We start from the raw sequence: 22,425 nt of genomic DNA, 5'->3' as shown, positions 1-22,425 counted from the left end.
CTCCTTCCTATAGTTCACAACAATATCCGAATCGTTGGTTTTACTGTTTTTTCAACTCTAGGTTCAACTTAAGTACAAGCTTTGCAATTTTCGCTGCCTCATTAAAATCAGAAGCTTCTTCTGCTTGTTTTTGCTTTATCTTCAATTGCTCAATTTCTTTTCTTTTCGGAAATTGACGTATTTGTTTTAAATAGTCGTTCAACACTTGCTCAGAAAGGTCTGAATTCACCTTCTTCATTGCAAGCTCAGTAGCTTTCTTTCTAAGTTGACTATCATCAATCCGTTCAATAAAATGAGAAGGATTAGGCTCAAACCCTTCTCCATAAAAACTATAGATAAGTGCCGCTATCGCCTGGTAATCATCATAATGAAAGTCACCGCCAAGTTCCTTTTGAACTTGTTCTGCCACTTGCCTAGATTGTAGCATCAGAGCAATCAGTTCTCTTTCTGCATTCTCGTGGGCTGTAAGCATCTTTTTTGTTTCTTTCAACGTTTTTGCTTGAACCGCTTGATGGATTTGACGCTTTTGCTTTTTTTGTTGTGCTTGCAGTAGAGTGGACTGTTCTTGCTTCAATGCTTCTAATGATAATGAAAACTCTTCAGCTAATTGTCTAAGATAGTAGTCTCTTTCAATGGCTCTATTTAACTGACTTATTTCCTTAAGTATTTGGTCGATATAATTTAATCGATCCCCTTCGTGTTGAAGATTTTTACCTCTTCGAAAATAATCAAACTTGAAAGCCATGAAAGTAATATGTTGTGAAATCACTTCATGGACAAATTGATCTGCTCCATGTCGTTGAATATAATCATGAGGGTCGTCACCTTCAGGAAGTTTTCCAATGACAACTTGCGCACCGATGCTCTCTAGAATTTGAGCATTTTTATACGTTGCATTGAGACCTGCATTATCTGAGTCGTAACATAAAATAATCTTATCAGCATTTCTTCGAATCATTTTGGCTTGCGATTCGGTTAAGGCAGTACCTAAACTAGCCACTCCGTTCTCTATACCCGCTCGCCACGCTGATATAACATCTACATAACCTTCAAAGAGAACAGCTTCATTTTTCTTTCTCATTACTGACCTTGCTTTGTGAAAAAAATACAACACATCGCTCTTATTAAAAACTTCTGATTCCGGACTATTTAAATATTTAGGGTGGCCATCACTTATCACTCGCCCTCCAAATGCAATCATATTTCCCCGTCGATCCCATATAGGAAACATAATCCGACCACGAAAGCGGTCATAGGGCTTGTTGTCGAAGTCACGCAATCCTAATAATCCACATTCAGACATTTCTTCAGCAGAGAAAGATCTTTTATCTAAGAAACTGGATAAGAAATCCCAGGAATTTGGTGCATATCCAATTTGGAATTTATCGATCATTTCTTTCGTGAATCCTCTTTTACGCAGGTACTCCCTTGCCTCTCTACCTTCATCGGAAACAGTGAGCACATGATGATAAAGTTTCGCTGCCAACTCATGGCCTTGAAACCAACGCTTCATTTGATCACTAACTTCAGGTTTTCCGTTAGCTTTGGAATCTAATTCAGGTAATGAGACATTGGTTCTTTCGGCTAACTTCTCAACCGATTCGATAAAACTAATACCTTCTGATTCCATGACGAAAGAAAACACATTGCCGCCTGCTCCACAACCAAAACAATGGTAAAGTTGTTTGTCAGGCGAAACTGAGAAAGAGGGTGTTTTCTCTCCATGAAATGGACACAAGCCAACGAAATTCCTTCCTTGCTTTTTCAATTGAACATATTCGCTTATCACGTCAACAATGTCTAGTGCTTGTCTAACCTTTTCAATTGTTTCTTCGGGAATACGTTGACTCAAGCCTCTCACCAACCTTTTTCCCTCTATCTAAAGGATCGTGGCATCTTTCCTTTAAATCACTAATTAATAAGACAAAACCTTTTCAAGTTGTTCGAAAAATAGCAGCTCCGTCGACAAAAATCCTGTTATTTTTAATTTGCATATGTTGTTTATTCTACATCCTTTTGAAGAATCCTTTTTTTTCTTCATATTTTGTTCGTTTCCATAGTATTTTAGGAAGAAATACGAAAGTGACAAATGAACTCTTACTATCTTTACCAAAAAAACGAGAAAAAACCTTGACATTTGTATTTTATTTGTTCTAACTGTGTTTATGCATGAATTTATTGAAATAATTCAAGTCACAATATTTCATTATAAAGGATAATCACCATTTCCGCTATATATTTACCTCATAAATTAAAAAAGATTCAAAAGACTTGTTGAAAGCCTTTTGAATCACTTGTATTAGATAAGTTACCCTTTGTTCCCTTTAACCATTTGGAATATCAAATTCGCCGTTTCTTCTACTGCTTTCGTAGAAACATCTATGACGTTGCAGCCAATCCGTTCCATTACTTTTTCAGAGTAAATTAATTCTTCTTCAATCCGGTCCAACTTTGCGTAATTCGCTTCTTCTTTTAAACCGAGCGCTTTTAGTCGTTCAGCTCGAATACCGTTCAGTTTCTCCGGACTAATTTTCAATCCAATAACCTTCTCTGGAGGAACAGAAAATAATTCTTCCGGCGGATCAACTTCCGGAACAAGGGGGACGTTTGCTACTTTCAAACTTTTATGAGCTAAGTATTGTGACAGCGGAGTCTTAGATGTTCTTGAAACACCCACAAGAACAACATCTGCTCGCAATACTCCCCGTGGATCTCGGCCATCATCATACTTTACTGCAAATTCTATTGCTTCAACTTTACGAAAATACTCTTCATCTAACGTATGCATTAATCCTGATTCATTTCTTGATGCAACATTCAAACGGTCTTCCATAATAGAAATGAGTGGAGTTAAAATATCATAGACAGGAATGTTATTTGTACGAGCTTCCTGTAGTAAGTAATTCTTAACCTTAGGCAGCACAACAGTAAACGCAATAATTCCATTATTCTCTTTCGCTTGAACAATCACATCATCCACCGTCTCTGTATCATCTACATATGGAACGCGGCGAATAATTGTTTTGTCTTCATCGAATTGACTTAGCGCAGCTTTAACGACTAATTCCGCCGTTTCCCCTACGGAATCTGAAAGGACATATACAATTGAAAAATTTTTTGAGGCCATTATCCAATCCTCCTATTATTTGTGCATATCATCGTTTGCTAAATAAACAAATGCTTTTGTGATGTTTGTCTTTGTTAGTCGGCCAATCACTTCATGATAAACCGCTCCATTTTCCTCTACTTCTTTCACAACGGGTAGCCCATCAATTTGTTTTGTTATCAGTTTATTAGCCACTTCTAACATGGAATCACTTGGACTGCATGTCGTCACATTAGGCATTCTCGTCATAATAATGCTAATAGGAACACTTTCAAGGTCTTGTTTCCCCATACTCGCCCGTAATAAATCTTTCCTAGATAAAATGCCTACTAAGTGAGCTTGTTTGTTGACGACAAACAACGTCCCAACATCCTCTAGGAACATAGTGCAGATTGCATCATAAACAGATGCTGATTCATTTACTACGACTGGGATGGATTGAAATTCTTTTACTGTCAACTTTTTCATACGTTCGTTGAATAGCTGACCTCCCGTTTTCCCTGTGTAATAGTAGCCAACTCGCGGCCTGGCATCTAGAAACCCGGACATGGTTAAGATCGCCAAGTCCGGGCGAAGGGTTGCTCTTGTTAATGAGAGTTTTTCTGCTATTTGCTCACCAGTAATGGGACCGCTCTCTTTGACTATTTCGATGATTCGTTCCTGTCTTACATTCAGTTCCATGTCTTCACCCTCCGTACTTCAGCCTCAAACTATATCTATTATGTTCACTCTTCTAATCGTTCCTGTAAAATCAACAATAGACTTTAACACAATCTTGCACATAACCTTACGGATAAGCTACAAGTTGCCTCAACGAATACCGGTTTAAAACCTGAGTGGCAGAGGAAGAGACAAAAGGTTTTTAAGATTTGGCACCAAATACCATTGAACTCTAAAAGAGCTATTTAATGATCCCTATTATACATTAAAAATCATTCTCGAAACGGATCTATCCCTAGGAATGGAATACAATAGTCTGAAAATCAGCAAACGAAGTGATCGTTTTAGCGACCAATACCATTTGGGATAATCGATTTTGCTTAACCTTAGGATCATCAGCCATAACCATAACATGATCAAAATAATCATGGATCGCTGGTTCTAAACTTTTCAATTCATCGTAAGCTTCTTCAATACGACTTTCATTTAGTAACGTAAGTAGCTTGTCCTGTTTTTCCTCCGCAAGAGTTTGCAATTCCTTCTCTTGCTTTTCTTGGAACAGGCCTTTATCAACCATCGCTTTCTTATCTTCAGCTTTCTTTGCAATATTTGTCACTCGGCTGAATGCTTCTACATCATTTTTAAACGAAGGTGTTGAGAGCTGTTCCATTAGGAACTTCCCTTTTCTCACTACGATTGTTACACGCCCTAATTGTGTCTTTAATATTGCGTCAACAACATCATAACGAATTCCTTGATCTTGCAATATGCTCTTATAACGCAGTTTTACAAAATCAGTTAAATCACGGATGATTTCTTGTTTGCTTCTTTTCAAAAGATCTCGTTCTGCCGCTAGGTCGATTGCTTCTTCTATGCATGTGAACAAATCAAAACTCCAAGCTTCAGATAAAAATATTTGCAGAATACCTGCTGTTTGTCGACGCAGTCCGTGAGGATCTTGGGAACCTGTAGGAATGTTTCCAATCCCAAAACTGGTGACAAGTGTATCAAGCTTATCGGCAACCGCTACATAAGCACTAATAGATGATTGAGGTAAAGGATCACCTGACTGTTTAGGTAAATAATGCTCACGAATCGCTTGGGCAACGTTCACATGTTCACCTGCTTTGAGAGCATACTCTTCGCCCATTCGACCTTCTAGCTCTGGAAACTCATTTACCATGTGCGTAACAAGATCTACTTTAGAGAGCCTAGCCGCTCTTTCCGTCTGCTGTTTCTCCACTTCCGTTGCGCCTGCTTTATCAGCTAATTTCACAGCCAAGTCTTTGACGCGCCTGACTTTATCCGCAACAGAGCCCAATTCTTCGTGATAAACAATCGCCTCTAACCGGTCAAAAAGAGATGCAAAATTCTTCCGTAAATCTTCTTGATAGAAAAACTCTGAGTCAGCTAAACGTGCTCGTAACACTTTCTCATTTCCTTTTTGGACATTCTCCAAATGGCGGTGATCTCCATTTCTTACTGTTACGAAATAGGGCAATAATTCTCCTGCACCGTTTTTAACAGGAAAGTAACGTTGATGCTCGCGCATTGAAGTAATCAGCACGTCGTCAGGGACAGTTAAAAAACGCTCATCGAAACTTCCGTAAAGTGCTGTAGGATATTCTACTAAATTATTCACTTCTTCTAACAAATCTTCATCAATAAAAATAGACCAATTCTCTTCTTCAGCCATTCGCTCTATTTGCGTACGAATCGCTTTCTTTCTTTCTAGGGGATCAACAATGACAAACTCTTTTAATAGTGTTTGAACATAATGATCCGCTTCTTTTACTTCAACTTTTGACCCAAGGAAACGATGACCGTAAGTCACTCGATTCGTATGGATACCAGCTATATCAAATGGAACAACTTCTTCTCCAAATAATGCTACAATCCACTTTACAGGTCTTACAAAACGAAGGTCATTTGTACCCCACTTCATGTTTTTTGGAAAAGGGATACTTAAAATTACTTCCTTCAATTCCGGAAGCAAAGATTGAACAGCTTCACCTGAGGTATGCTTTTTTAGAAATACATATTCTTCGCCTTTTAATTCTTTGAAATAAAGGTCATTGACTGTGGCACCTTGCCCTCTTGCGAACCCCTGAGCTGCCTTGGACCACTCACCAGCGTCATCAATAGCAATTTTCTTAGAAGGCCCTTTCGCTTCTTCTTCCATATCCTCTTGTTTTTCTACTAGACCATCAACAACGACGGCTAGTCTACGAGGTGTAGAATAAGCTTCTACTTTCGAATAAGATAATCGGTGACTTTCAAACCACTTCTCGACTCTTTGCTTCAACTGATTCATGGCATTTGTCACAAATCTTGCCGGCATTTCTTCTAATCCTATTTCTAATAAAAGCGTACGATTACTCATGATTCGTATCCTCCTTCACCTTTAACATCGGAAACCCTAGCTCTTCTCTAATGTGATAATACTGTTTAGCACAACCTCGGGCAAGGTTTCTCACCCGGCTAATGTAGCCTGCTCTTTCTGTCACAGAAATGGCCCCTTGGGCATCTAATAAGTTAAATACGTGAGAACATTTTAATACGTAGTCATACGATGGAATGACAAGATTCTCTTTCAAGGCTCTACCCGCTTCCTTCTCATACGTAGCGAATAAATCAAATAACATTTTAGGATCCGCAACTTCAAATGCATATTTAGATTGCTCATACTCATTTTGCAAAAACACGTCGCCATACGTAAATCCATTTACCCATTCAAGATCATATACATTTTCTTTGTCTTGAATATATGAAGCTAACCTCTCAATTCCATAGGTAATCTCTACAGAAACTGGGCTTGCATCCAATCCCCCCACTTGTTGGAAATAAGTGAACTGAGTAATTTCCATTCCGTCAAGCCATACTTCCCAACCTAGACCCCAAGCTGCGAGAGTCGGAGCTTCCCAGTTATCTTCTACAAATCGAATATCATGTTCTTCCGGTTTAATTCCTAACTCCTGTAAACTTTTCAAATACAATTCTTGAATGTTGTCTGGAGAAGGTTTCATTACTACTTGGAACTGATGATGCTGATACAGCCGGTTAGGATTTTCACCATATCGTCCATCTGACGGTCTTCTAGAAGGTTCAACATAAGCTACATTCCAAGGTTCTGGACCTATGCTTCGCAAGAACGTCATAGGATTCATCGTCCCCGCTCCTTTTTCCACATCATACGGTTGTAAAATCAAACAATTTTGTTCTCCCCAAAACTTCTGTAAAGTTAAGATCATTTCTTGAACATTCATTCTTATCCCTCCATTTATTTTCTATGTAGCTATGACCTTTTACAATGCATTGAATAGTACCTCAGTAACGTAAACGACGATGTAAAAGTAAGAAAATGGATAACAAATAAAAAACTCTCGTCTCTATGTCCATTTCCTTGGACATAGGGACGAGAGTTACCCGCGGTTCCACCCTACTTGCACAGCTAATACAATGCCGTACCTCTTTAATAATGATGCTCCAGAACGCCTTCCTTACCGTAAATACACTTAGCTTCCACCACCCTAAGCTCGCTCTACTGTATTAAGAGGATAAGTACTACTTTCCTTCTACGCATTATACATTAATAACATTTACTTATTTTCAAATATTACTTAAAAACTAGGAACATGTCAATGGATCGTCATAGATATTTATCCATTTGATCTAAAAACCGTTTAGATTTCAAATAAACACCTACATGTTCTTGATAATAAGTTTCCAAAACTTCCTTCAATTGCGCTTTTGTTTCTTTCTTAACAGAGATCTGGCCAATACGAGTAGGATTTAATTGTTGGAAAAGACGCAATAACTTCATCACTGCGGGTGAGACCTTCAGATGGTAGGTGTCTTCTACTAAACACCTTCGACAGATTGCACCACCAAATTTCAAGGAAAAATTAAACGGTAACTCTGTACTTCCACATCTAGCACATTGGTGAAGTGTAGGGGCCGAACCTGAGAACGTCAACATTTTTGTCTCCATGATTCTAAGTAAGATTTCTCCGTCCTCTCCTTCATTTAAATGATGAAGAAGTTGGTACAGCAATTCAAATAAATAAGGGTTGCTTGACCTATCTTCCGTTAGTTTATCAAGCAATTCTACTATATAAGCAGCGTAAGCCGTTAACATAAGATCGCTTCTAACTTCTCTAAAAGAATCAATAATGTCTGCTTGATTCAGCGTACCTATACCGCTCGACTTTTGGTAGACGAACGTGCCAAAAATAAACAGTTGAGAACTGGAAGCAAAGCGGCTTTTTGGTCGCCTTGCTCCTCTAGCCATTAAAGCTATTTTTCCATGTTCTCGAGAATAAATGGTTAATACTTTATTTGTTTCAGCGTAGTTCGTCGTGCGTATAATTATTCCTTCAAATTTCTCTAACAACTCATCACCCGCATTCTAAGGTGATCTAGAGGTCATTAATGAACGATTGAATCGTGGTCTTTAAGAGGATTTTCTTCCTCCTCTTCGGAAGCTTCATCCACTCGATCACGATCTAGTTCTTTAAATAACAAATAAGATTCAACATTGCCTGTCATGGAGAATACTTGCCAAGATAACTGCCGCATCCCGTTACTCCACCTTTCCTTAAACAGACGTAATTACTTAATTCATTATCTGTTATGATGACCTCGATCAGCATTTTCATGTCAAGGAAAAATTGACATTTATGAGCATATTTTAATACTCGTCTTTATCGTAACCAAGTTCACGTAAATATTTTGGTTTGTTACGCCAGTCCTTCTCTACTTTTACCCATATCTCCAAGAAAATTTTTGAACCGAGAATTTTTTGGATGTCTTCACGAGCCAATTTGCCAATTTCTTTTAGCATCTTGCCTTGTTTCCCAATAATAATTCCTTTTTGGGAATTACGCTCCACCACAACAACTGCCCCGACATAAACCGTATCCGTATGATCACGACGTTTAATTTGCTCAATTTCTACAGCAATCGAATGAGGTACTTCTTCATGTGTTAAATGGAGCACCTTCTCCCGGATCATCTCAGACATTAAAAAACGTTCAGGATGATCAGTTACTTGGTCCTCTGGATAAAATTGCGGTCCTTCTTCTAAATATTTATAAACCTGTTCCAATAACGTAGGTACATTATTTCCTTGCAAAGCTGATAAAGGAATGACTTCAGTAAAAGATAATAATTTACTGTATTGTTCAATAAGTGGTAACAGTTGATCTGGATGAACTTCGTCAATTTTATTTAAAATAAGAAAGACTGGAGTATTAATGTTTTTTAGCCGTTCAATGATAAATTCATCGCCTCGTCCTTTTCCTTCTTTAGCATCAACAACAAATAAAATGACATCCACTTCTCTTAATGTTGTTTGGGCAATACTGGTCATAAAATCACCAAGCCGGTGCTTAGGTTTATGAATACCAGGTGTATCAATAAAAACAACTTGCCCTCGTTCTTCTGTATAAACCCCTTGAATTCGATTTCTTGTTGTTTGTGGCTTATCACTCATAATTGCAATTTTTTGTCCCAAGATTTGATTTAATAACGTAGATTTCCCTACGTTTGGCCGACCAATCAATGCAACAAACCCCGACTTCTTTAACTGATCATTATTCATGTAAATCCTCCGGTGAAAAAGCTCCCGGGAGCAACTCAGCTACCGTCCACTCTGAAATATCTCCCTTAAGGTTGGTTAAATAAACTTTTGTTTCAGGTTGTAAGAGCTCTGACATCACTTGTCTGCATGCACCACATGGCGAAACAGGACCCTCTGTATCAGCAACAACACCGATCGCACTAAATTCACGAACCCCTTCTGAAACAGCTTTGAAAATTGCCGTTCTTTCAGCACAATTACACATACTGTAAGCGGCATTTTCAATATTGCAACCTTGGTACACAGTCCCATCAGTTGATAATAAAGCCGCACCTACTTGAAATTTCGAATAAGGTACATAAGCTTTTTGTCTGGCTTCTTTTGCTTGGTCTAATAGTTCTTCCATTTTCATGTTTCATCATCCTTATCAAAGATAAACTTTTGTTTTATAAAAATATTTCTAGTACTCTCGGGATAAAAATCATGCTTCCTACTAAAACAGCAGTCAATGCAAATACAAACACTGCTCCTGCTGCAGCATCTTTTATTATTTTTGCTCGTTCATCATACGTTTGAACGACTAAATCAACCATGTGTTCTAGCGCTGTATTAATTAATTCCATCCCAATTACCGCACCAATAACAACAGCCAAAATAGCTTGTTCAACAATGGGCACCTGAAGGATCTGAGCAGCAATAAATACGAAGAAAGCTACAACGATGTGAATACGAAAGTTTTGTTCAGATCTCCACGTGTGGTAAATTCCTTTTGATGCATAGTAAAAGCTCTTTTTCAAGCGGGTCCACGAGACAAAGGGACTTTTACTTTTCAAGTCCATGTTTAGTTAAAATTTCCTCTTGTTTTGTAAACATAGCTGTTTCGTTTTTTTCAGATTCGTGATCATAGCCTATTAAATGAAGAAATCCGTGGACCGCTAGAAAGCATAGTTCCCTCTTGAAATCATGTCCATAGTCCTTAGCTTGTTCCTTCGCTCGTGGAATGGAAATGACAATGTCTCCGATGAGATTAGGCATACCCTCATTTAGTATTTCTCCCTCATCCTCATTTAACGCAAACGATAATACGTCTGTCGGTTGATCTTTATCCCTATAATCCCTATTAAGTTCTCTAATTCGCTCGTCACTTACAAACGTTACGCTAAGTTCAGATTCTTCTCTCACTTTTTCTTCAACAAGAGCCGATTCCAAAACAGTGGACACTAATGTTTTTTCCTCCGCTGATAGGGCTTCCGTCTCGTCTATAATATCAATTGTATAGTTACTCATTTTGTTTCCTCCTTCACTTTAGGTAGGTCGTCTTCAGGATACTCAATTCGAGAATGAAACGTCCCTTGCAACGTTTCACACATAGACGTTGAAATCATATTAAGTTCTTTCAATGTTAAATCACATTCATCAAACTGGCCATCCTCTAATCGGTCTGTAACAATCTTACGCACGAGCATTTCTATTTTCTCATTTGTCGGATGCTGCATAGACCTTACTGCCGCTTCTACACAATCAGCAATTCCTACAATTGCTGATTCTTTGTTTGTTGCTTTTGGTCCAGGATATCTGAAATCCTTCTCTGAAATAACCTCATCAGATTCTTGCTTTGCTTTGTGATAAAAATACTTCAATAACGTAGTACCATGATGTTGTTCCGCTATATCAATTAGTTCTTTTGGGATTTTATAGGATTTTAACATTTCTGCACCATCGTAAGGATGGGCAATAATGATTGTTTTGCTTAATTTAGGCGAAATAGTGTCGTGAGGATTCTCTATTTTCATTTGATTTTCAATGAAGAAATGAGGCCGCCTCGTTTTACCTATATCATGGTAATAGGCTCCCACTCTCGCTAATAATCCATTCGCTCCAACGGATTCACATGCCGCTTCAGCTAAATTAGCTACGATCACACTATGATGATACGTGCCTGGTGCCTCTAATAATATTTTTCTTAAAAGAGGATGATTAGGATTGGATAATTCAATTAATTTCGTTGTGGACAATATGCCAAAGCCGGCTTCAAAAAATGGCAAAAGTCCGACCGTTAACACAACAGCTATAAACCCTGCTATAGCTGCGAAAGCTAAGTTCAATCCAATTTCAATCCAGCCAAACTGAGCATTTTTCAATAAGATGATCGCCAATACAACTAAGACATTAATGAGCGATACAAACATTCCTGTTTGTAGCATTCTTATTATACGGTGGGATTTATTTAAAAAGAAAACCCCGGCAACACCACTGAAAAATACATAAATCCCATGAGAATAGTCTACTACACCAGGAGCTTGATTATTAAACATTATACTAGCCACGATGGCAAACACCATACTTGTAAATAAAGCGACTCTGGACTGAAGCAGCGTTGTGATCAAAATTGTTCCCATAGCAACAGGTGCTATATAAGTAATCCCGTCAACATCGATCACGTGCATCATACTAACCAACTTTAACAATACCAACGTAACGGAGTAAATCACTCCATACATTAATAAATGTGTATTATTAGTCTGAAGCGTCGTTTTAGCATCATTTAAATAATAGCTTAGCATCCCCATTAATAACATAACTATAATCGCTAACCCAAGGTAAGGATAGACGACATTAATATCTTCAGTTAAGCCTACTAAAGCTAGCTGCTGATATACATCCGATGTGATAACTTGTCCTTCTTCAACAATAAGGTGTCCTTCACGGAGCATGACCGGCTCAACCATTTCAACTGCTTGCTCTCTTGCTTCCACTGTAGCTTCTTCATCGATCATATAGTTTGCCATAATACCAAATCTTGAAATTTCCTTCATCGCTCTAGTCAATGTTGGACTTACCGACTGTATGTCCACTTGTCGTTCGACTTCATCTTTAGCTTGATCCACTTGTGCCATTTCAATTTCTTCAGTCATCACATCATAGACAGCACTAGTCGTCGTTTCCTGAGCTATTTGTAAATCCTCAGGAGACACTCTTAATAACGTTTCCAACGTTTCATCCGCTAGGTGATCATTTGTTTGTTCCGTTAACAACTCGCGCGTTCGATCGATTTTTTCTTCGAGAGTGAATTCTTCGATTAATTCTTCTTGATTGTTCGTTTCCTCTTCCTCTTCGCTTCCTTCTGTTATCGTATCAATTTCTTCTTCACGTTCCGCCACTTCAGCACGAACTTGTTTAATTGAATGAAAGATATCTTGAATTCGTTCAATTTGATTTTGGGAATAGCGGGATCTCATCGAATATACCGGTTCCACTGCATCAAAAGCTTCTTGCTCTAATCGCTCCGTTTCAGCTTTATTTTCAATCGTTAATGGCGAACGTATATCATTATCTGAAACGGTTCCCTGTTCCACTTCTAGAGTATCAGGGATAATATTTGAAACTAACAAGCTGTATGTAATGATTCCTAATAATAAAAAGAAAAACAACCGAATATATCGATGATTTTGCAGTTTCTTCCACCACGACTGATGATCAATCGATGACCGCTTTGCCACCATTCCCCCACCTCATTAAATTTCTTATCTGTCCTATGAAGAATAAAAAAAGTGTCTCGATCTTAAAGAAGATGAAGTTATTTACCTTGACTGTCTTCAACCTCATAAGCATCAATAATACGTTGAACAAGAGTATGGCGCACCACATCGGCTGATTCAAGGTGGATAAAAGCCATCCCCTCCACTTTATTAAGAATATTCAAAGCGACTTTCAATCCGGACATCTTCCCCCGTGGTAAGTCTATTTGGGTCAAGTCGCCTGTAACAACCATTTTCGAACCAAATCCCAGCCTCGTTAGAAACATTTTTATCTGTTCAGATGTGGTATTTTGTGCTTCGTCTAATATAACAAACGAATCATCAAGAGTCCTTCCGCGCATATAAGCTAGCGGTGCAATTTCAATCGTCCCTCGTTCCATCAAACGTGCAGTATGCTCTACACCTAATACATCATGAAGGGCATCGTAAAGGGGACGTAAATAAGGGTCAACCTTTTCCTTTAAATCGCCTGGCAAAAATCCTAAACTCTCACCGGCCTCAACGGCAGGTCTAGTAAGAACAATTCGTTTTACTTGGCCTTCTTTTAGAGCATGTACTGCTAGAACTACCGCTAAATAAGTCTTACCAGTACCCGCAGGACCTATCCCAAAAACAATATCATTTTTTCTGATAGCAGAAACATAGTGTCTTTGCCCTAAAGTTTTAGCGAGTATTGGTTTACCCTTAGCAGTAACCGTAATTTTATCTTCATATAAATCAGTCATCTCATCCAATAATCCACGATTAGCAAGTTGGGCAGCATAAAGAACATCTCTTTCTTTTACTGAAATTCCATTTCGAATAAGTTTCAAAAGCATTTCTAAGATATCTCGAATTTTGTGGTTCGTCTCATCTTCACCGAAAATCGTTATTTCCTCACCTCTAGTCAGGATTTTCGTAGAAAATGTTTCTTCAAGTCTTTGTAAATGTTTATCATTTGGACCAAATAATGCTTGTACTTCATTAGACCCTTGAATTGGTAACGCAATCGTTAATTTATTTTCTATCAATCGTCTCAGTCTCCTTGGATAATCGGTTGTTTTAACGCGATTTCATCAATAATCCGTAAGTGTAAGGATACCTTTACTTTACCACCGTCTACGATCTGGTGCAAAACTTTTTCGTCTACAACTTCAGCGCTGCTGGAAAATTGTTGTAGTAGCCTTTTTTCGCTTTCTTTTACAGCTATGGAAACTGCCTCCTCTTTCATTCTTTCTTCCTTTACTGCATTCATTTCATATTCATTTACATAGCGATAGCCAAATGGAAGAGCAAAGCCGAAGGGCACCCACCTCTTTGTGAATGTTTCTTCCACTATATGTTCTGATTCAATGCCGTTGAGTCCCCATATTGGAACAAACAGTTTTCCAATCATAATCCCGTGCTTCCGATTCACTTCCCCTGTAAGGGTTTCAATGATAACGTTTAGTGGGACGTCCATGTTCACTTCATACCAAAATTCTCCTACGACACTTCCCTCCGCCGATATTTGCCTAGCGTTGTCTTCTTTACCAATTAAACCAGAGACCAGAATATCTCCTTTCTCAACAACCTGATTTGGGGTAACCATAGGCTTTCCTTTTTCAACAAATAAATCGTGGATCACAGCTTTTCTTGCGGCTACTAAATGTCCTGATATGTTTGAAGGCTTTTCCTCGACAATTTCCTTCTCAACAATTTGAAAGTGATAGGCAGATCCCTGTTTCGTTACTCCCACCCATGTGATTTCATCTATTTCATTGGTCAATTTTTGCTGTATCTCTTCAGGAGAAGGAAGGAAATATTGCAGTTTCCCTTTGGTAATTCCCATCTCATGAATGGCATTCGTTAAGTCATGTTCCAAGGCAGGCGAGGCTCCTTCTATTTCAATATCCCAAACCATGTGAGATAGAACAAATAAAAACAACAAAAACGCTGCAAAACCTGTAATCATTCCCTTCCGGCGAGATAATTTATTTAGTACAAAGGGAATTCCTCTTTTTTCAATAAACACGATACGGCAAGGGAGGTGCTTGGCCATTTTCTTAAGTTTTGAAAGGTCGGTTAATAATATATGAGCAGTGAACATTTTCTCTTCTTCGTAAGTAATTCCCCAAACAACTACACCTCTTTTGGCGCAGTCATTTATAAAATCTTCAGCCGAAGCTTCTGTCACTCGTATTTTCACATGCCCTGTTGATCTTTGTAACCATTGATTTTTCATAAGTAATTCTCACCATCCCTGTTTATTTCAACTCTTTATTGTTTTCATCGTAATAGGATATGTGTCTAATCATTCCCTCAAGAAGAATTTCCTCAGGTAAAATGGTTTTGAGTATGAAATCTTCTCCCTTGATAACTAACTGACCTTCTCTTAATGAAAGCCTAAGCTCTTCGTTAGTAAAACGGAGGACCCCTTGGTGATTTTCAATGTATAAGTGAAATTGTCCGATCATTGTTAACCTAGGTAAATCCATGACCACATCTGCCGGCAGGTCCATATGATCTACCATCCATTTCTTCATCCATGCTTGGACTCGTTTCATATCGAACCCCCTCTCCACTCATATGTATGAATGATTTCGGAAAGCTATCACTGGAAAAAAAACTTCAGGCTCGCGAATTACTGTAATGTAGCTACATGATCCATCTTCTTCCACCTTTTCGGCTAAGCAAATAAAAAAAGACATGCACTGAGTCCAGTGCATGTCTGTAAAATAGTATTATTTTCTGCGTGATTTAGGCTTCCCGAGAATCTCAGACCAAATCACACCTTTAACCGCTTCATCCCTGGATATATTACTAAAGTCCAGGCGGATTTTAGGTTTTCTTTGCATAGTTAGATCTTTTTGAGCAATTGGAGATCCAGCTATTTCTCCAGATAAATCCATTGCTTGTTTCTTACGTTCTTGGATCCGCTCATATCGTTCGTGAAGCTCACGATTAGATTTATTGAGCTCTTTTTCAGCATCTCTCGGAAGTGATTCAACAGCAGCCTCTGCCTTTTCTCTTGCTTCTTCAGAACGCTCTGTTCTGTATACCGTAGGTTGGGGCTGCGTCGGACGTTCTTCCTGACGAAAAATATCTCTCCAGTCCACCTCTTGCTCTCGGTCTTGATCTGTCCTGCTTCTTTGTTGAGGCTGTCTCTGCTGAGAAGGTCTGCCTTGATTGCTAGGTTTCCCTGACTGTTTTTCCTGGTCGTCTCCACCACGGCTTCGAACGAAACTCAAAATGGCAGCGATGATGAAAAAGATAAGGAGCGGAGATTCAATTAACAAGTTGAATAAACCTTCCATTACAGGTCGCTCCTTTCTTTAGATGGAACAGGTTCATGTTCCAGTCTTATCTCTTATCGACGAGATCCGCCTGGGTTCGTCCCATCATCTTCACCGTCATCTGTTGCTTTTCCAATGGAATCGCGCATATCCGTATCTGCTTTTACATTGTTAAAGTTCATGTAATCCATAACACCCAAGTTCCCTGAACGCAATGCTTCAGACATAGCCATTGGAACTTCCGCTTCGGCTTCAACAACTTTCGCACGCATCTCTTCTACTCTTGCCTTCATTTCTTGCTCTTGAGCTACGGCCATTGCACGACGTTCTTCGGCTTTTGCTTGTGCAATTTTCTTATCTGCTTCCGCTTGATCTGTTTGAAGTCCAGCACCGATGTTCTTACCAATATCAATATCGGCAATATCGATAGATAAGATTTCAAATGCCGTTCCTGCATCTAATCCTTTTTTCAAAACAGTTTGAGAAATCATATCAGGATTTTCTAATACTTCTGCGTGATTTTTAGCAGAACCAATCGTTGATACAATCCCTTCACCTACACGAGCGATGATTGTTTCTTCACCTGCACCACCGACTAAACGGTCAATGTTAGCACGAACAGTAATTCTAGCTTTCGCTTTCACTTCAATACCATCCATGGCAACACCTGCAATAAAAGGTGTTTCAATTACTTTAGGGTTTACACTCATTTGAACAGCTTCAAGTACGTCACGACCAGCTAAGTCAATGGCTGCACAACGTTCAAATGTTAAATCAATGTTAGCTCGTTGAGCGGCGATTAACGCGTTAACCACACGGTCTACGTTACCACCTGCTAAGTAATGCCCTTCAAGTTTGTTCGTATTCAGTTCAAGACCTGCTTTTACTGCTTTAATTAACGGGTTAACGACACGATGTGGAATTACCCGACGAAGTCTCATCCCTACTAATTGGAAAATCCCTACTTTTACTCCTGCAGCCCATGCTGAAATCCATAATGCTACGGGAACAAATGTGAATAGTACTGCTACTGCTACAATGATAAGTCCTATGACTATCAGTAACCCAATTTCTTCTGTAATCATTCGTTTTCCTCCTTCTTCTGATTCAACTGGTCTTCTGCCTCTTTCAATTCACGAACGACAATTCGTGAACCTGCGACAGAAATAACCTTAACTTTCCTTCCTTGTTCAATATATCCTCCCTCAGACACAACGTCAAGTCGTTCGTTGTTTAAAATCGCTGTTCCTGAAGGTCTAAGGATCGTTAATGATTCCCCAATTTGTCCAATAAATTCGCTTCTGTTAGCGTTAGAAACGTATCCTTGCTCCGTTTTCGTCTGATCTGTTAAGATTACTCGTTTCAAGGGCCCTGAGTAACCAATATATTTAAAAAATAATACAGAAGCTACCGCTGTTACAAGCGCTGCTATCAAAACAGATACTAAAATATTCACTGTTGAGTATGAACTCATCACCAAGCTTCCCACCATCGCCCCGATCCCAATGATACCAAAGACGCCAAAACTTGGTGAGAAGACCTCTACCAGAAGCAGAATCGCTCCTACTCCAAACAAGATCATTGTTTCCCATCCAGCAAACCCCGCAACTAAATGGCCAAAAAAGTATAAAAATAACGCTGAGGCTCCCATGATTCCCGGAATACCAAAGCCTGGGGAATACAATTCAAGCACTAGTCCTAAACTTCCAATAGAAAGAAGAATCGGTATGACTATAGGATGGGTGACAAAACGCGCAATTTGTTCTGCAAAACTTACTTCCATCTCTCTTTCTGTCGCGTTTTCTAAGTTTAGGAATTCAAGCAATTCTGCTCGGTTATCCACAACCGCTTCGGCATAGCCTACTTCAAGAGCTTCAGAACTAGTCAAAGTTAATAAAGACCCTTGACCCGCTCCGTATTCAGGAAGATCGATCCTTTCATCCGCCATAGCTAGAGCATATTGAGGATCTCTGTCATTTAGATTAGCAGCACTTCTCAAACTTGCTAACCAAGCAGACTGCGCTTTGTCTTCCGCAGCATTTCCCGACCCATCGATGACTGCCGCAGACCCCATTTCAGTCCCAGGCGTCATAACGATCTGATTAGCGTTCAATGCTATATAGGCCCCTGCTGATAAGGCATCGCCTACTATAAATGCCGTTGTAGGTACCTCAGCGTCTCTCACAAGCTTAGCAATGTTTCCAGCGGCATCTACAAAACCGCCTGGTGTATTTACTTCAAGAACAATGTGATCTGCGCCCTCTTCTTCTGCCGCCTCAATCGACCTTGCTAAAAACGCTTCTAATCCTCTCTCCACTGCCTGCTCAACAGGAATATAATAGACGAGTTCACCTGAACCATCACTGTTGGCCTGTTGTGGTGGCATGGAAATAAATAATATAAATGCCAAGGCAAGTAAAGAAGAGTAAAGCATTATCCGAATGTTTTTCTTCAAACCCGCGACCCCCTTTCAAGATGCATTCAACATTTGCTGTAATTAGATTACGATTCAATAAAAGCAAAGTTTCATTTTTAATAATAAAATTATCTTGTATGATTATTTTACCTTTAATTTCTATTAAAAAACAGTAAAAAGAGCTCCCCTTAATAACATGGGGTAGCTCTTTCAATTATTATTCCTGTTCTCTCATATCATCGAAGTACTTTTTAGTTTTTTCTGTGCCCAACTCATAAATGAGTTGAAACAATTCACTCACTTCACCTTTTAACTGTTCTTTATCCATATCATCAGCCGTCTCGTCAAAAGGACGAACGAAAATGTGTTCTTGCATCACATCTTTTTTATTTACAGCTAAAATTAAATGTTCCAGTTTGTGTTGTTCTTTTTCATCAACTTCTACTTCATACTGAATTGTTCTTGAATCTACGTTTACTGGCATTAATTCAAGTTCGCTCCCTGTTTTCCAGGTTACATAAAATAATTTTTTATCCATTGTTTTCCTCCTTTTAACTTCATACACCTTCCCTTACCCTTTGTATAAACATTTTATTCTTCGATGTCACACACAATGGAAATTAACTGTATAATTCCCAATTGAATATCCTTATTTCCCTGCATACATTAGAAATGCCTTCAAAAGACAACAATAAAAACGCCTTGTCTAGGACAAGGCGTTCAATTGATTAAGATAATGACTGATGGACAAGCTGTTTTACTTCTGATCCATCGGCGCGACCTTTAACCTTAGGCATGATCGCTCCCATCACTTTCCCCATATCTGACTTGGATTGTGCTCCCACTTGTTCAATCGTTTCATGCACGATTTGCCGGAGTTCTTCATCAGATAGTTGTGATGGCATATATTCAGACAATACCTGAATTTCTGCATTAGTTTTTATAACAAGGTCTTGGCGATCTGCTTGTTCAAATTCATGGAGGGATTCTTTACGCTGTTTCATCTCACGGTTTAATACCGTCAAGATTTCATCATCGGTAAGCTCCTGACCCTTATTGATCGATTCATTCTGCAATGAAGACTTCACTGATCGAATGACCGAGAGGCGTTGCTTATCTCTGCTACGCATTGCATCCTTCATATCTTGATTAAGTTGATCAAGAATGTTCAAGGAATTTCCACCCTCTCAATTAGAACTTACGCTTACGAGCCGCTTCTGACTTCTTCTTACGCTTAATGCTAGGTTTCTCATAATGCTTCCGCTTCTTAACTTCTGCTATCGTACCTTCTTTAGACATAGTTTTCTTGAAGCGACGAAGAGCAGCATCGATGGATTCATTTTTACGTACACGTGTTTCTGCCATTCTGTATCCCTCCCTCCGAACAACCAATCAAAACATGCTAAACAAGACTTTGGTCTTTCTAAACATAAAAAGTTCTCAAAGTACAAAAAGCATGTCTTTATTGATTATATATGAATGGGAGGTTATGGTCAACTTTTCTTTTGAAATTAATGAATTTGTCATCCTTGTCCCACTCTCTCCATATAGTGTTTATAGGGGGGAGCATATGAGCGATTGGATGACGTTATTTGCTATATATCTGGCTTTGTTTTTATTTGGGATGACAGTGATGAGACATGGGTTGCTTATTCGTGTCCATACTTCTATGCCTCAACTTATTACTAGATTGGTAGATCGGCCATGGAAAGGATTATTAATAGGGACTTTCGCAGCTACTTTGCTTCAGAGTAGTTCAGCAGTCATGGTTATTACCGTCGGTTTAGTATCTGTAAAACTGATTCCTTTTTATTCATCCGTCGGTATTATGCTTGGGGCTAACATTGGAACTGTAGCGACGTTAGAAATACTGGCTTTTGATTTATCTTCATTTATTCTTCCTTTCTTGGTCTTAGGGGTCCTTTTTCTCTTTTCAAAAAAAGAAAAGGCTTTTTCTGTAGGTTGTCTTTTATTTGGATTAGCGATGATGATCTTAGCTATGCATGGGTTTGAAATGTTAGCTTATCCTCTCTCATCAATACCAACGGTTTATGACTGGTTTACGTTTACAAATGATAGCAATATGGTTGGTATTGGTGTAGGAATCATACTTACTAGTATCATTCAATCTAGCTCAGCGGTATCAGCGATGACTATGAGCTTTATGAACGAAAATATGTTCACATTACAAGCTGCTATTTCGATTATCCTTGGGGCTAACATTGGAACATGTATTACAGCTTGGATTGCTAGTTTCGGCGGTTCAAGTGAAGCTAAACTTACTGCTTATGCTCACATTTGGCTAAATATAGCTGGGGTCCTCTTACTGTATCCTTTTATCCCACAGTTTTCAGAATTTATTTCTGCAACGAGTACGACTCCAGCCCAGCAATTAGCACATGCTGCTTTACTATTTAACATCTTATGCTCTATTATCGTCCTCCCGTTCGCACGACCTTTCGCTCATTTTATTGAAAAAATTCATAAAAAAACAGAGTAGCGCCTACTAGGTGCTACTCTGTCGCTGATTATTCGTGAACCAGTTGACGTTTTTGATCCGTTACTACTTTAACAAACGATCCTCTATTATAAGGATATCCAGCCTGATCAATTTTCACTTTAACAATCTCACCGATCATGGATGAATTCAAACGAACTTTAACTTTCATATAATTATCAGTATATCCAATCAACTGTTCCCTATCTTCTTGATCTTCTTCTTCAGGAATCATTTCTAACACTTCTCCTTCAAATAGAGAAGCATATTCTTTCGCTTGTTGATTTGAAAGCTCAATCAATCGGTGTACTCGCTCATTTTTCAAGGAATCATCCACCTGATCTTCCATTCGAGCGGCAGGTGTGCCTGTTCGTTTCGAAAAGGGAAATACATGTAATTCTGAAAAGCCGATCTCACGAATGAAGTCAAAGGTTTCTTGGAATTCTTCATTTGTCTCCCCAGGAAAGCCAACAATGACGTCAGAGGTAACCGCAAGGCCCGATAAAGTTTGTTTCAATCGATCGACTCTCTCTTTATAGAAATCTGTCGTGTACTTACGTCTCATTCGCTTTAAAACCGTATCAGAACCTGATTGTAAAGGAACATGCAAATGACGGACAACCTTCTCAGACTGATTGATGGCATCGATCACTTCATCGGTAATTTGGCTTGCTTCAATGGAAGAAATGCGAATCCTTTTCAACCCATCAATTTTTTCCAAGTCTATTAAGAGATCTGCCAAACTGTAGTCTTTCATATCTTCACCGTATCCACCTGTGTGAATGCCAGTTAAAACGATTTCCTTATACCCTGCTTCGACCAGTTGATCTGCTTGCTGTAATACATCAGAAGGTTTTCTGGATCGCATTAATCCTCTGGCCCAAGGGATAATACAGAACGTACAGAAATTATTACATCCTTCTTGAATCTTCAACGACGCCCTCGTCCGATCTGTGAATGAAGGAACATCTAATTCTTCATACACTCGTGCTTTCATGATGTTTCCTACACCATTTATAGGTTCTCTTTCTTTCTGAAATTCTTCAATAAAAGGCAATAATTTATGACGATCTTGAGTCCCAACTACGATATCAACTCCCGGGATGGCCATTACTTCTGCAGGAGAAGTCTGGGCATAACATCCTGTTACACATACAACCGCCTCAGGATTTTTACGAATCGCTCTGCGAATCACTTGGCGGCTTTTTTTATCTCCTGTGTTTGTTACTGTACATGTATTAATGACATAGACATCTGAGATCTGATCGTAATCTGTTTTTTCATAACCTTCCTGTTGAAACAACTGCCAAATAGCTTCTGTTTCGTAATGGTTAACTTTACATCCTAACGTATGAAAAGCGACCGTTGGCAT

Annotated in this window: 23 protein-coding genes and 1 other annotated feature; of the genes, 1 reads left to right on the top strand and 22 read right to left on the bottom strand. The window is 38.9% G+C overall.

Annotated features, from left to right (window positions below):
• Positions 1–40: 40 nt before the first annotated feature.
• The 21 genes from dnaG to rpsU form a co-directional block, all read right to left on the bottom strand.
• Positions 41–1,852, bottom strand: coding sequence for a DNA primase (dnaG, locus tag CR194_RS01615; protein WP_110608939.1), 1,812 nt, complete (start codon positions 1,850–1,852; stop codon positions 41–43).
• 456 nt (positions 1,853–2,308) lie between these two features.
• Positions 2,309–3,127 (bottom strand): pyruvate, water dikinase regulatory protein, encoded by an 819-nt coding sequence (locus CR194_RS01610; protein ID WP_110607897.1) that lies wholly within the window; start codon positions 3,125–3,127, stop codon positions 2,309–2,311.
• A 15-nt stretch (positions 3,128–3,142) separates the two neighbouring features.
• Complete coding sequence (locus tag CR194_RS01605) at positions 3,143–3,787, bottom strand: helix-turn-helix transcriptional regulator (RefSeq protein WP_110607896.1); 645 nt, start codon at positions 3,785–3,787, stop codon at positions 3,143–3,145.
• Between the two features lie 274 nt (positions 3,788–4,061).
• A complete protein-coding gene (gene glyS, locus CR194_RS01600; RefSeq protein WP_110607895.1) occupies positions 4,062–6,149 on the bottom strand; it encodes a glycine--tRNA ligase subunit beta in 2,088 nt (695 codons plus the stop codon).
• Positions 6,142–7,032, bottom strand: a complete 891-nt coding sequence (gene glyQ / locus CR194_RS01595; RefSeq protein ID WP_110607894.1) for a glycine--tRNA ligase subunit alpha — start codon at positions 7,030–7,032, stop codon at positions 6,142–6,144. The genes glyS and glyQ overlap by 8 nt, the downstream gene beginning before the upstream one ends.
• Positions 7,033–7,174: 142 nt before the next feature.
• Positions 7,175–7,353, bottom strand: a binding site (T-box leader).
• Between the two features lie 62 nt (positions 7,354–7,415).
• A complete protein-coding gene (recO, locus tag CR194_RS01590; RefSeq protein ID WP_110607893.1) occupies positions 7,416–8,159 on the bottom strand; it encodes a DNA repair protein RecO in 744 nt (247 codons plus the stop codon).
• A 35-nt stretch (positions 8,160–8,194) separates the two neighbouring features.
• On the bottom strand, positions 8,195–8,344 hold the full coding sequence (locus CR194_RS01585) for a YqzL family protein (protein WP_110607892.1): 150 nt from the start codon (positions 8,342–8,344) through the stop codon (positions 8,195–8,197).
• A 112-nt stretch (positions 8,345–8,456) separates the two neighbouring features.
• On the bottom strand, positions 8,457–9,368 hold the full coding sequence (gene era / locus CR194_RS01580) for a GTPase Era (protein ID WP_110607891.1): 912 nt from the start codon (positions 9,366–9,368) through the stop codon (positions 8,457–8,459).
• Positions 9,361–9,759 (bottom strand): cytidine deaminase, encoded by a 399-nt coding sequence (locus CR194_RS01575; protein ID WP_110607890.1) that lies wholly within the window; start codon positions 9,757–9,759, stop codon positions 9,361–9,363. Before CR194_RS01575 ends, era begins: the two co-directional genes overlap by 8 nt.
• 34 nt (positions 9,760–9,793) lie before the next feature.
• Positions 9,794–10,186 carry a diacylglycerol kinase family protein gene (locus tag CR194_RS01570; protein ID WP_110607889.1) on the bottom strand — a complete coding sequence of 131 codons (393 nt, stop codon included), beginning with the start codon at positions 10,184–10,186 and terminating at the stop codon, positions 9,794–9,796.
• On the bottom strand, positions 10,170–10,634 hold the full coding sequence (gene ybeY, locus CR194_RS01565; protein ID WP_110607888.1) for an rRNA maturation RNase YbeY: 465 nt from the start codon (positions 10,632–10,634) through the stop codon (positions 10,170–10,172). The genes CR194_RS01570 and ybeY overlap by 17 nt, the downstream gene beginning before the upstream one ends.
• On the bottom strand, positions 10,631–12,847 hold the full coding sequence (locus tag CR194_RS01560; protein ID WP_110607887.1) for an HD family phosphohydrolase: 2,217 nt from the start codon (positions 12,845–12,847) through the stop codon (positions 10,631–10,633). The genes ybeY and CR194_RS01560 overlap by 4 nt, the downstream gene beginning before the upstream one ends.
• Before the next feature lie 77 nt (positions 12,848–12,924).
• On the bottom strand, positions 12,925–13,896 hold the full coding sequence (locus tag CR194_RS01555) for a PhoH family protein (RefSeq protein ID WP_110607886.1): 972 nt from the start codon (positions 13,894–13,896) through the stop codon (positions 12,925–12,927).
• Between the two features lie 5 nt (positions 13,897–13,901).
• Positions 13,902–15,089, bottom strand: coding sequence for a sporulation protein YqfD (gene yqfD / locus CR194_RS01550; RefSeq protein ID WP_110607885.1), 1,188 nt, complete (start codon positions 15,087–15,089; stop codon positions 13,902–13,904).
• Positions 15,090–15,111: 22 nt separating this feature from the next.
• Positions 15,112–15,411, bottom strand: a complete 300-nt coding sequence (gene yqfC / locus CR194_RS01545; RefSeq protein WP_110607884.1) for a sporulation protein YqfC — start codon at positions 15,409–15,411, stop codon at positions 15,112–15,114.
• Positions 15,412–15,588: 177 nt separating this feature from the next.
• A complete protein-coding gene (locus CR194_RS01540) occupies positions 15,589–16,161 on the bottom strand; it encodes a hypothetical protein (RefSeq protein WP_110607883.1) in 573 nt (190 codons plus the stop codon).
• Positions 16,162–16,214: 53 nt separating this feature from the next.
• Entirely contained in the window at positions 16,215–17,225 is a 1,011-nt protein-coding gene (gene floA, locus CR194_RS01535) for a flotillin-like protein FloA (protein WP_110607882.1), read from the bottom strand.
• The gene (locus CR194_RS01530; protein ID WP_110608938.1) at positions 17,222–18,574 is read right to left on the bottom strand and encodes an NfeD family protein; all 1,353 of its coding nucleotides are present in this window, start codon (positions 18,572–18,574) and stop codon (positions 17,222–17,224) included. The genes floA and CR194_RS01530 overlap by 4 nt, the downstream gene beginning before the upstream one ends.
• Before the next feature lie 199 nt (positions 18,575–18,773).
• On the bottom strand, positions 18,774–19,094 hold the full coding sequence (locus tag CR194_RS01525) for a hypothetical protein (RefSeq protein WP_110607881.1): 321 nt from the start codon (positions 19,092–19,094) through the stop codon (positions 18,774–18,776).
• Between the two features lie 190 nt (positions 19,095–19,284).
• Entirely contained in the window at positions 19,285–19,728 is a 444-nt protein-coding gene (locus tag CR194_RS01520; RefSeq protein ID WP_110607880.1) for a GatB/YqeY domain-containing protein, read from the bottom strand.
• 19 nt (positions 19,729–19,747) lie between these two features.
• Positions 19,748–19,921, bottom strand: coding sequence for a 30S ribosomal protein S21 (rpsU, locus tag CR194_RS01515; protein WP_110607879.1), 174 nt, complete (start codon positions 19,919–19,921; stop codon positions 19,748–19,750).
• Between the two features lie 205 nt (positions 19,922–20,126).
• Between rpsU and CR194_RS01510 the strand changes: the two genes are divergently transcribed.
• Complete coding sequence (locus tag CR194_RS01510; RefSeq protein WP_110607878.1) at positions 20,127–21,056, top strand: Na/Pi symporter; 930 nt, start codon at positions 20,127–20,129, stop codon at positions 21,054–21,056.
• A gap of 28 nt (positions 21,057–21,084) precedes the next feature.
• On the opposite strand, the gene mtaB is transcribed toward CR194_RS01510, so the two are convergent.
• Positions 21,085–22,425 carry a tRNA (N(6)-L-threonylcarbamoyladenosine(37)-C(2))-methylthiotransferase MtaB gene (gene mtaB / locus CR194_RS01505; RefSeq protein WP_110607877.1) on the bottom strand — a complete coding sequence of 447 codons (1,341 nt, stop codon included), beginning with the start codon at positions 22,423–22,425 and terminating at the stop codon, positions 21,085–21,087.

It is taken from the genome of Salipaludibacillus keqinensis (genome assembly GCF_003226325.1).
Lineage (GTDB): Bacteria > Bacillota > Bacilli > Bacillales > Salisediminibacteriaceae > Salipaludibacillus > Salipaludibacillus keqinensis.
The sequence above is the reverse complement of the archived record's forward strand: the minus strand, read 5'-3'. Positions and strand labels throughout refer to the sequence as shown.

Excerpts from the sequence above, each read along its gene's own strand:
- CR194_RS01610 (WP_110607897.1), bottom strand. The coding sequence starts at position 3,127 with ATGGCCTCAAAAAATTTTTCAATTGTATATGTCCTTTCAGATTCCGTA.
- CR194_RS01605 (WP_110607896.1), bottom strand. The coding sequence starts at position 3,787 with ATGGAACTGAATGTAAGACAGGAACGAATCATCGAAATAGTCAAAGAG.
- glyS (WP_110607895.1), bottom strand. The coding sequence starts at position 6,149 with ATGAGTAATCGTACGCTTTTATTAGAAATAGGATTAGAAGAAATGCCG.
- glyQ (WP_110607894.1), bottom strand. The coding sequence starts at position 7,032 with ATGAATGTTCAAGAAATGATCTTAACTTTACAGAAGTTTTGGGGAGAA.
- CR194_RS01585 (WP_110607892.1), bottom strand. The coding sequence starts at position 8,344 with ATGCGGCAGTTATCTTGGCAAGTATTCTCCATGACAGGCAATGTTGAA.
- era (WP_110607891.1), bottom strand. The coding sequence starts at position 9,368 with ATGAATAATGATCAGTTAAAGAAGTCGGGGTTTGTTGCATTGATTGGT.
- CR194_RS01575 (WP_110607890.1), bottom strand. The coding sequence starts at position 9,759 with ATGAAAATGGAAGAACTATTAGACCAAGCAAAAGAAGCCAGACAAAAA.
- CR194_RS01570 (WP_110607889.1), bottom strand. The coding sequence starts at position 10,186 with ATGGACTTGAAAAGTAAAAGTCCCTTTGTCTCGTGGACCCGCTTGAAA.
- ybeY (WP_110607888.1), bottom strand. The coding sequence starts at position 10,634 with ATGAGTAACTATACAATTGATATTATAGACGAGACGGAAGCCCTATCA.
- yqfD (WP_110607885.1), bottom strand. The coding sequence starts at position 15,089 with ATGAAAAATCAATGGTTACAAAGATCAACAGGGCATGTGAAAATACGA.
- yqfC (WP_110607884.1), bottom strand. The coding sequence starts at position 15,411 with ATGAAACGAGTCCAAGCATGGATGAAGAAATGGATGGTAGATCATATG.
- CR194_RS01540 (WP_110607883.1), bottom strand. The coding sequence starts at position 16,161 with ATGGAAGGTTTATTCAACTTGTTAATTGAATCTCCGCTCCTTATCTTT.
- floA (WP_110607882.1), bottom strand. The coding sequence starts at position 17,225 with ATGATTACAGAAGAAATTGGGTTACTGATAGTCATAGGACTTATCATT.
- CR194_RS01530 (WP_110608938.1), bottom strand. The coding sequence starts at position 18,574 with ATGCTTTACTCTTCTTTACTTGCCTTGGCATTTATATTATTTATTTCC.
- CR194_RS01525 (WP_110607881.1), bottom strand. The coding sequence starts at position 19,094 with ATGGATAAAAAATTATTTTATGTAACCTGGAAAACAGGGAGCGAACTT.
- rpsU (WP_110607879.1), bottom strand. The coding sequence starts at position 19,921 with ATGGCAGAAACACGTGTACGTAAAAATGAATCCATCGATGCTGCTCTT.
- CR194_RS01510 (WP_110607878.1), top strand. The coding sequence starts at position 20,127 with ATGAGCGATTGGATGACGTTATTTGCTATATATCTGGCTTTGTTTTTA.
- mtaB (WP_110607877.1), bottom strand. The coding sequence starts at position 22,425 with ATGCCAACGGTCGCTTTTCATACGTTAGGATGTAAAGTTAACCATTAC.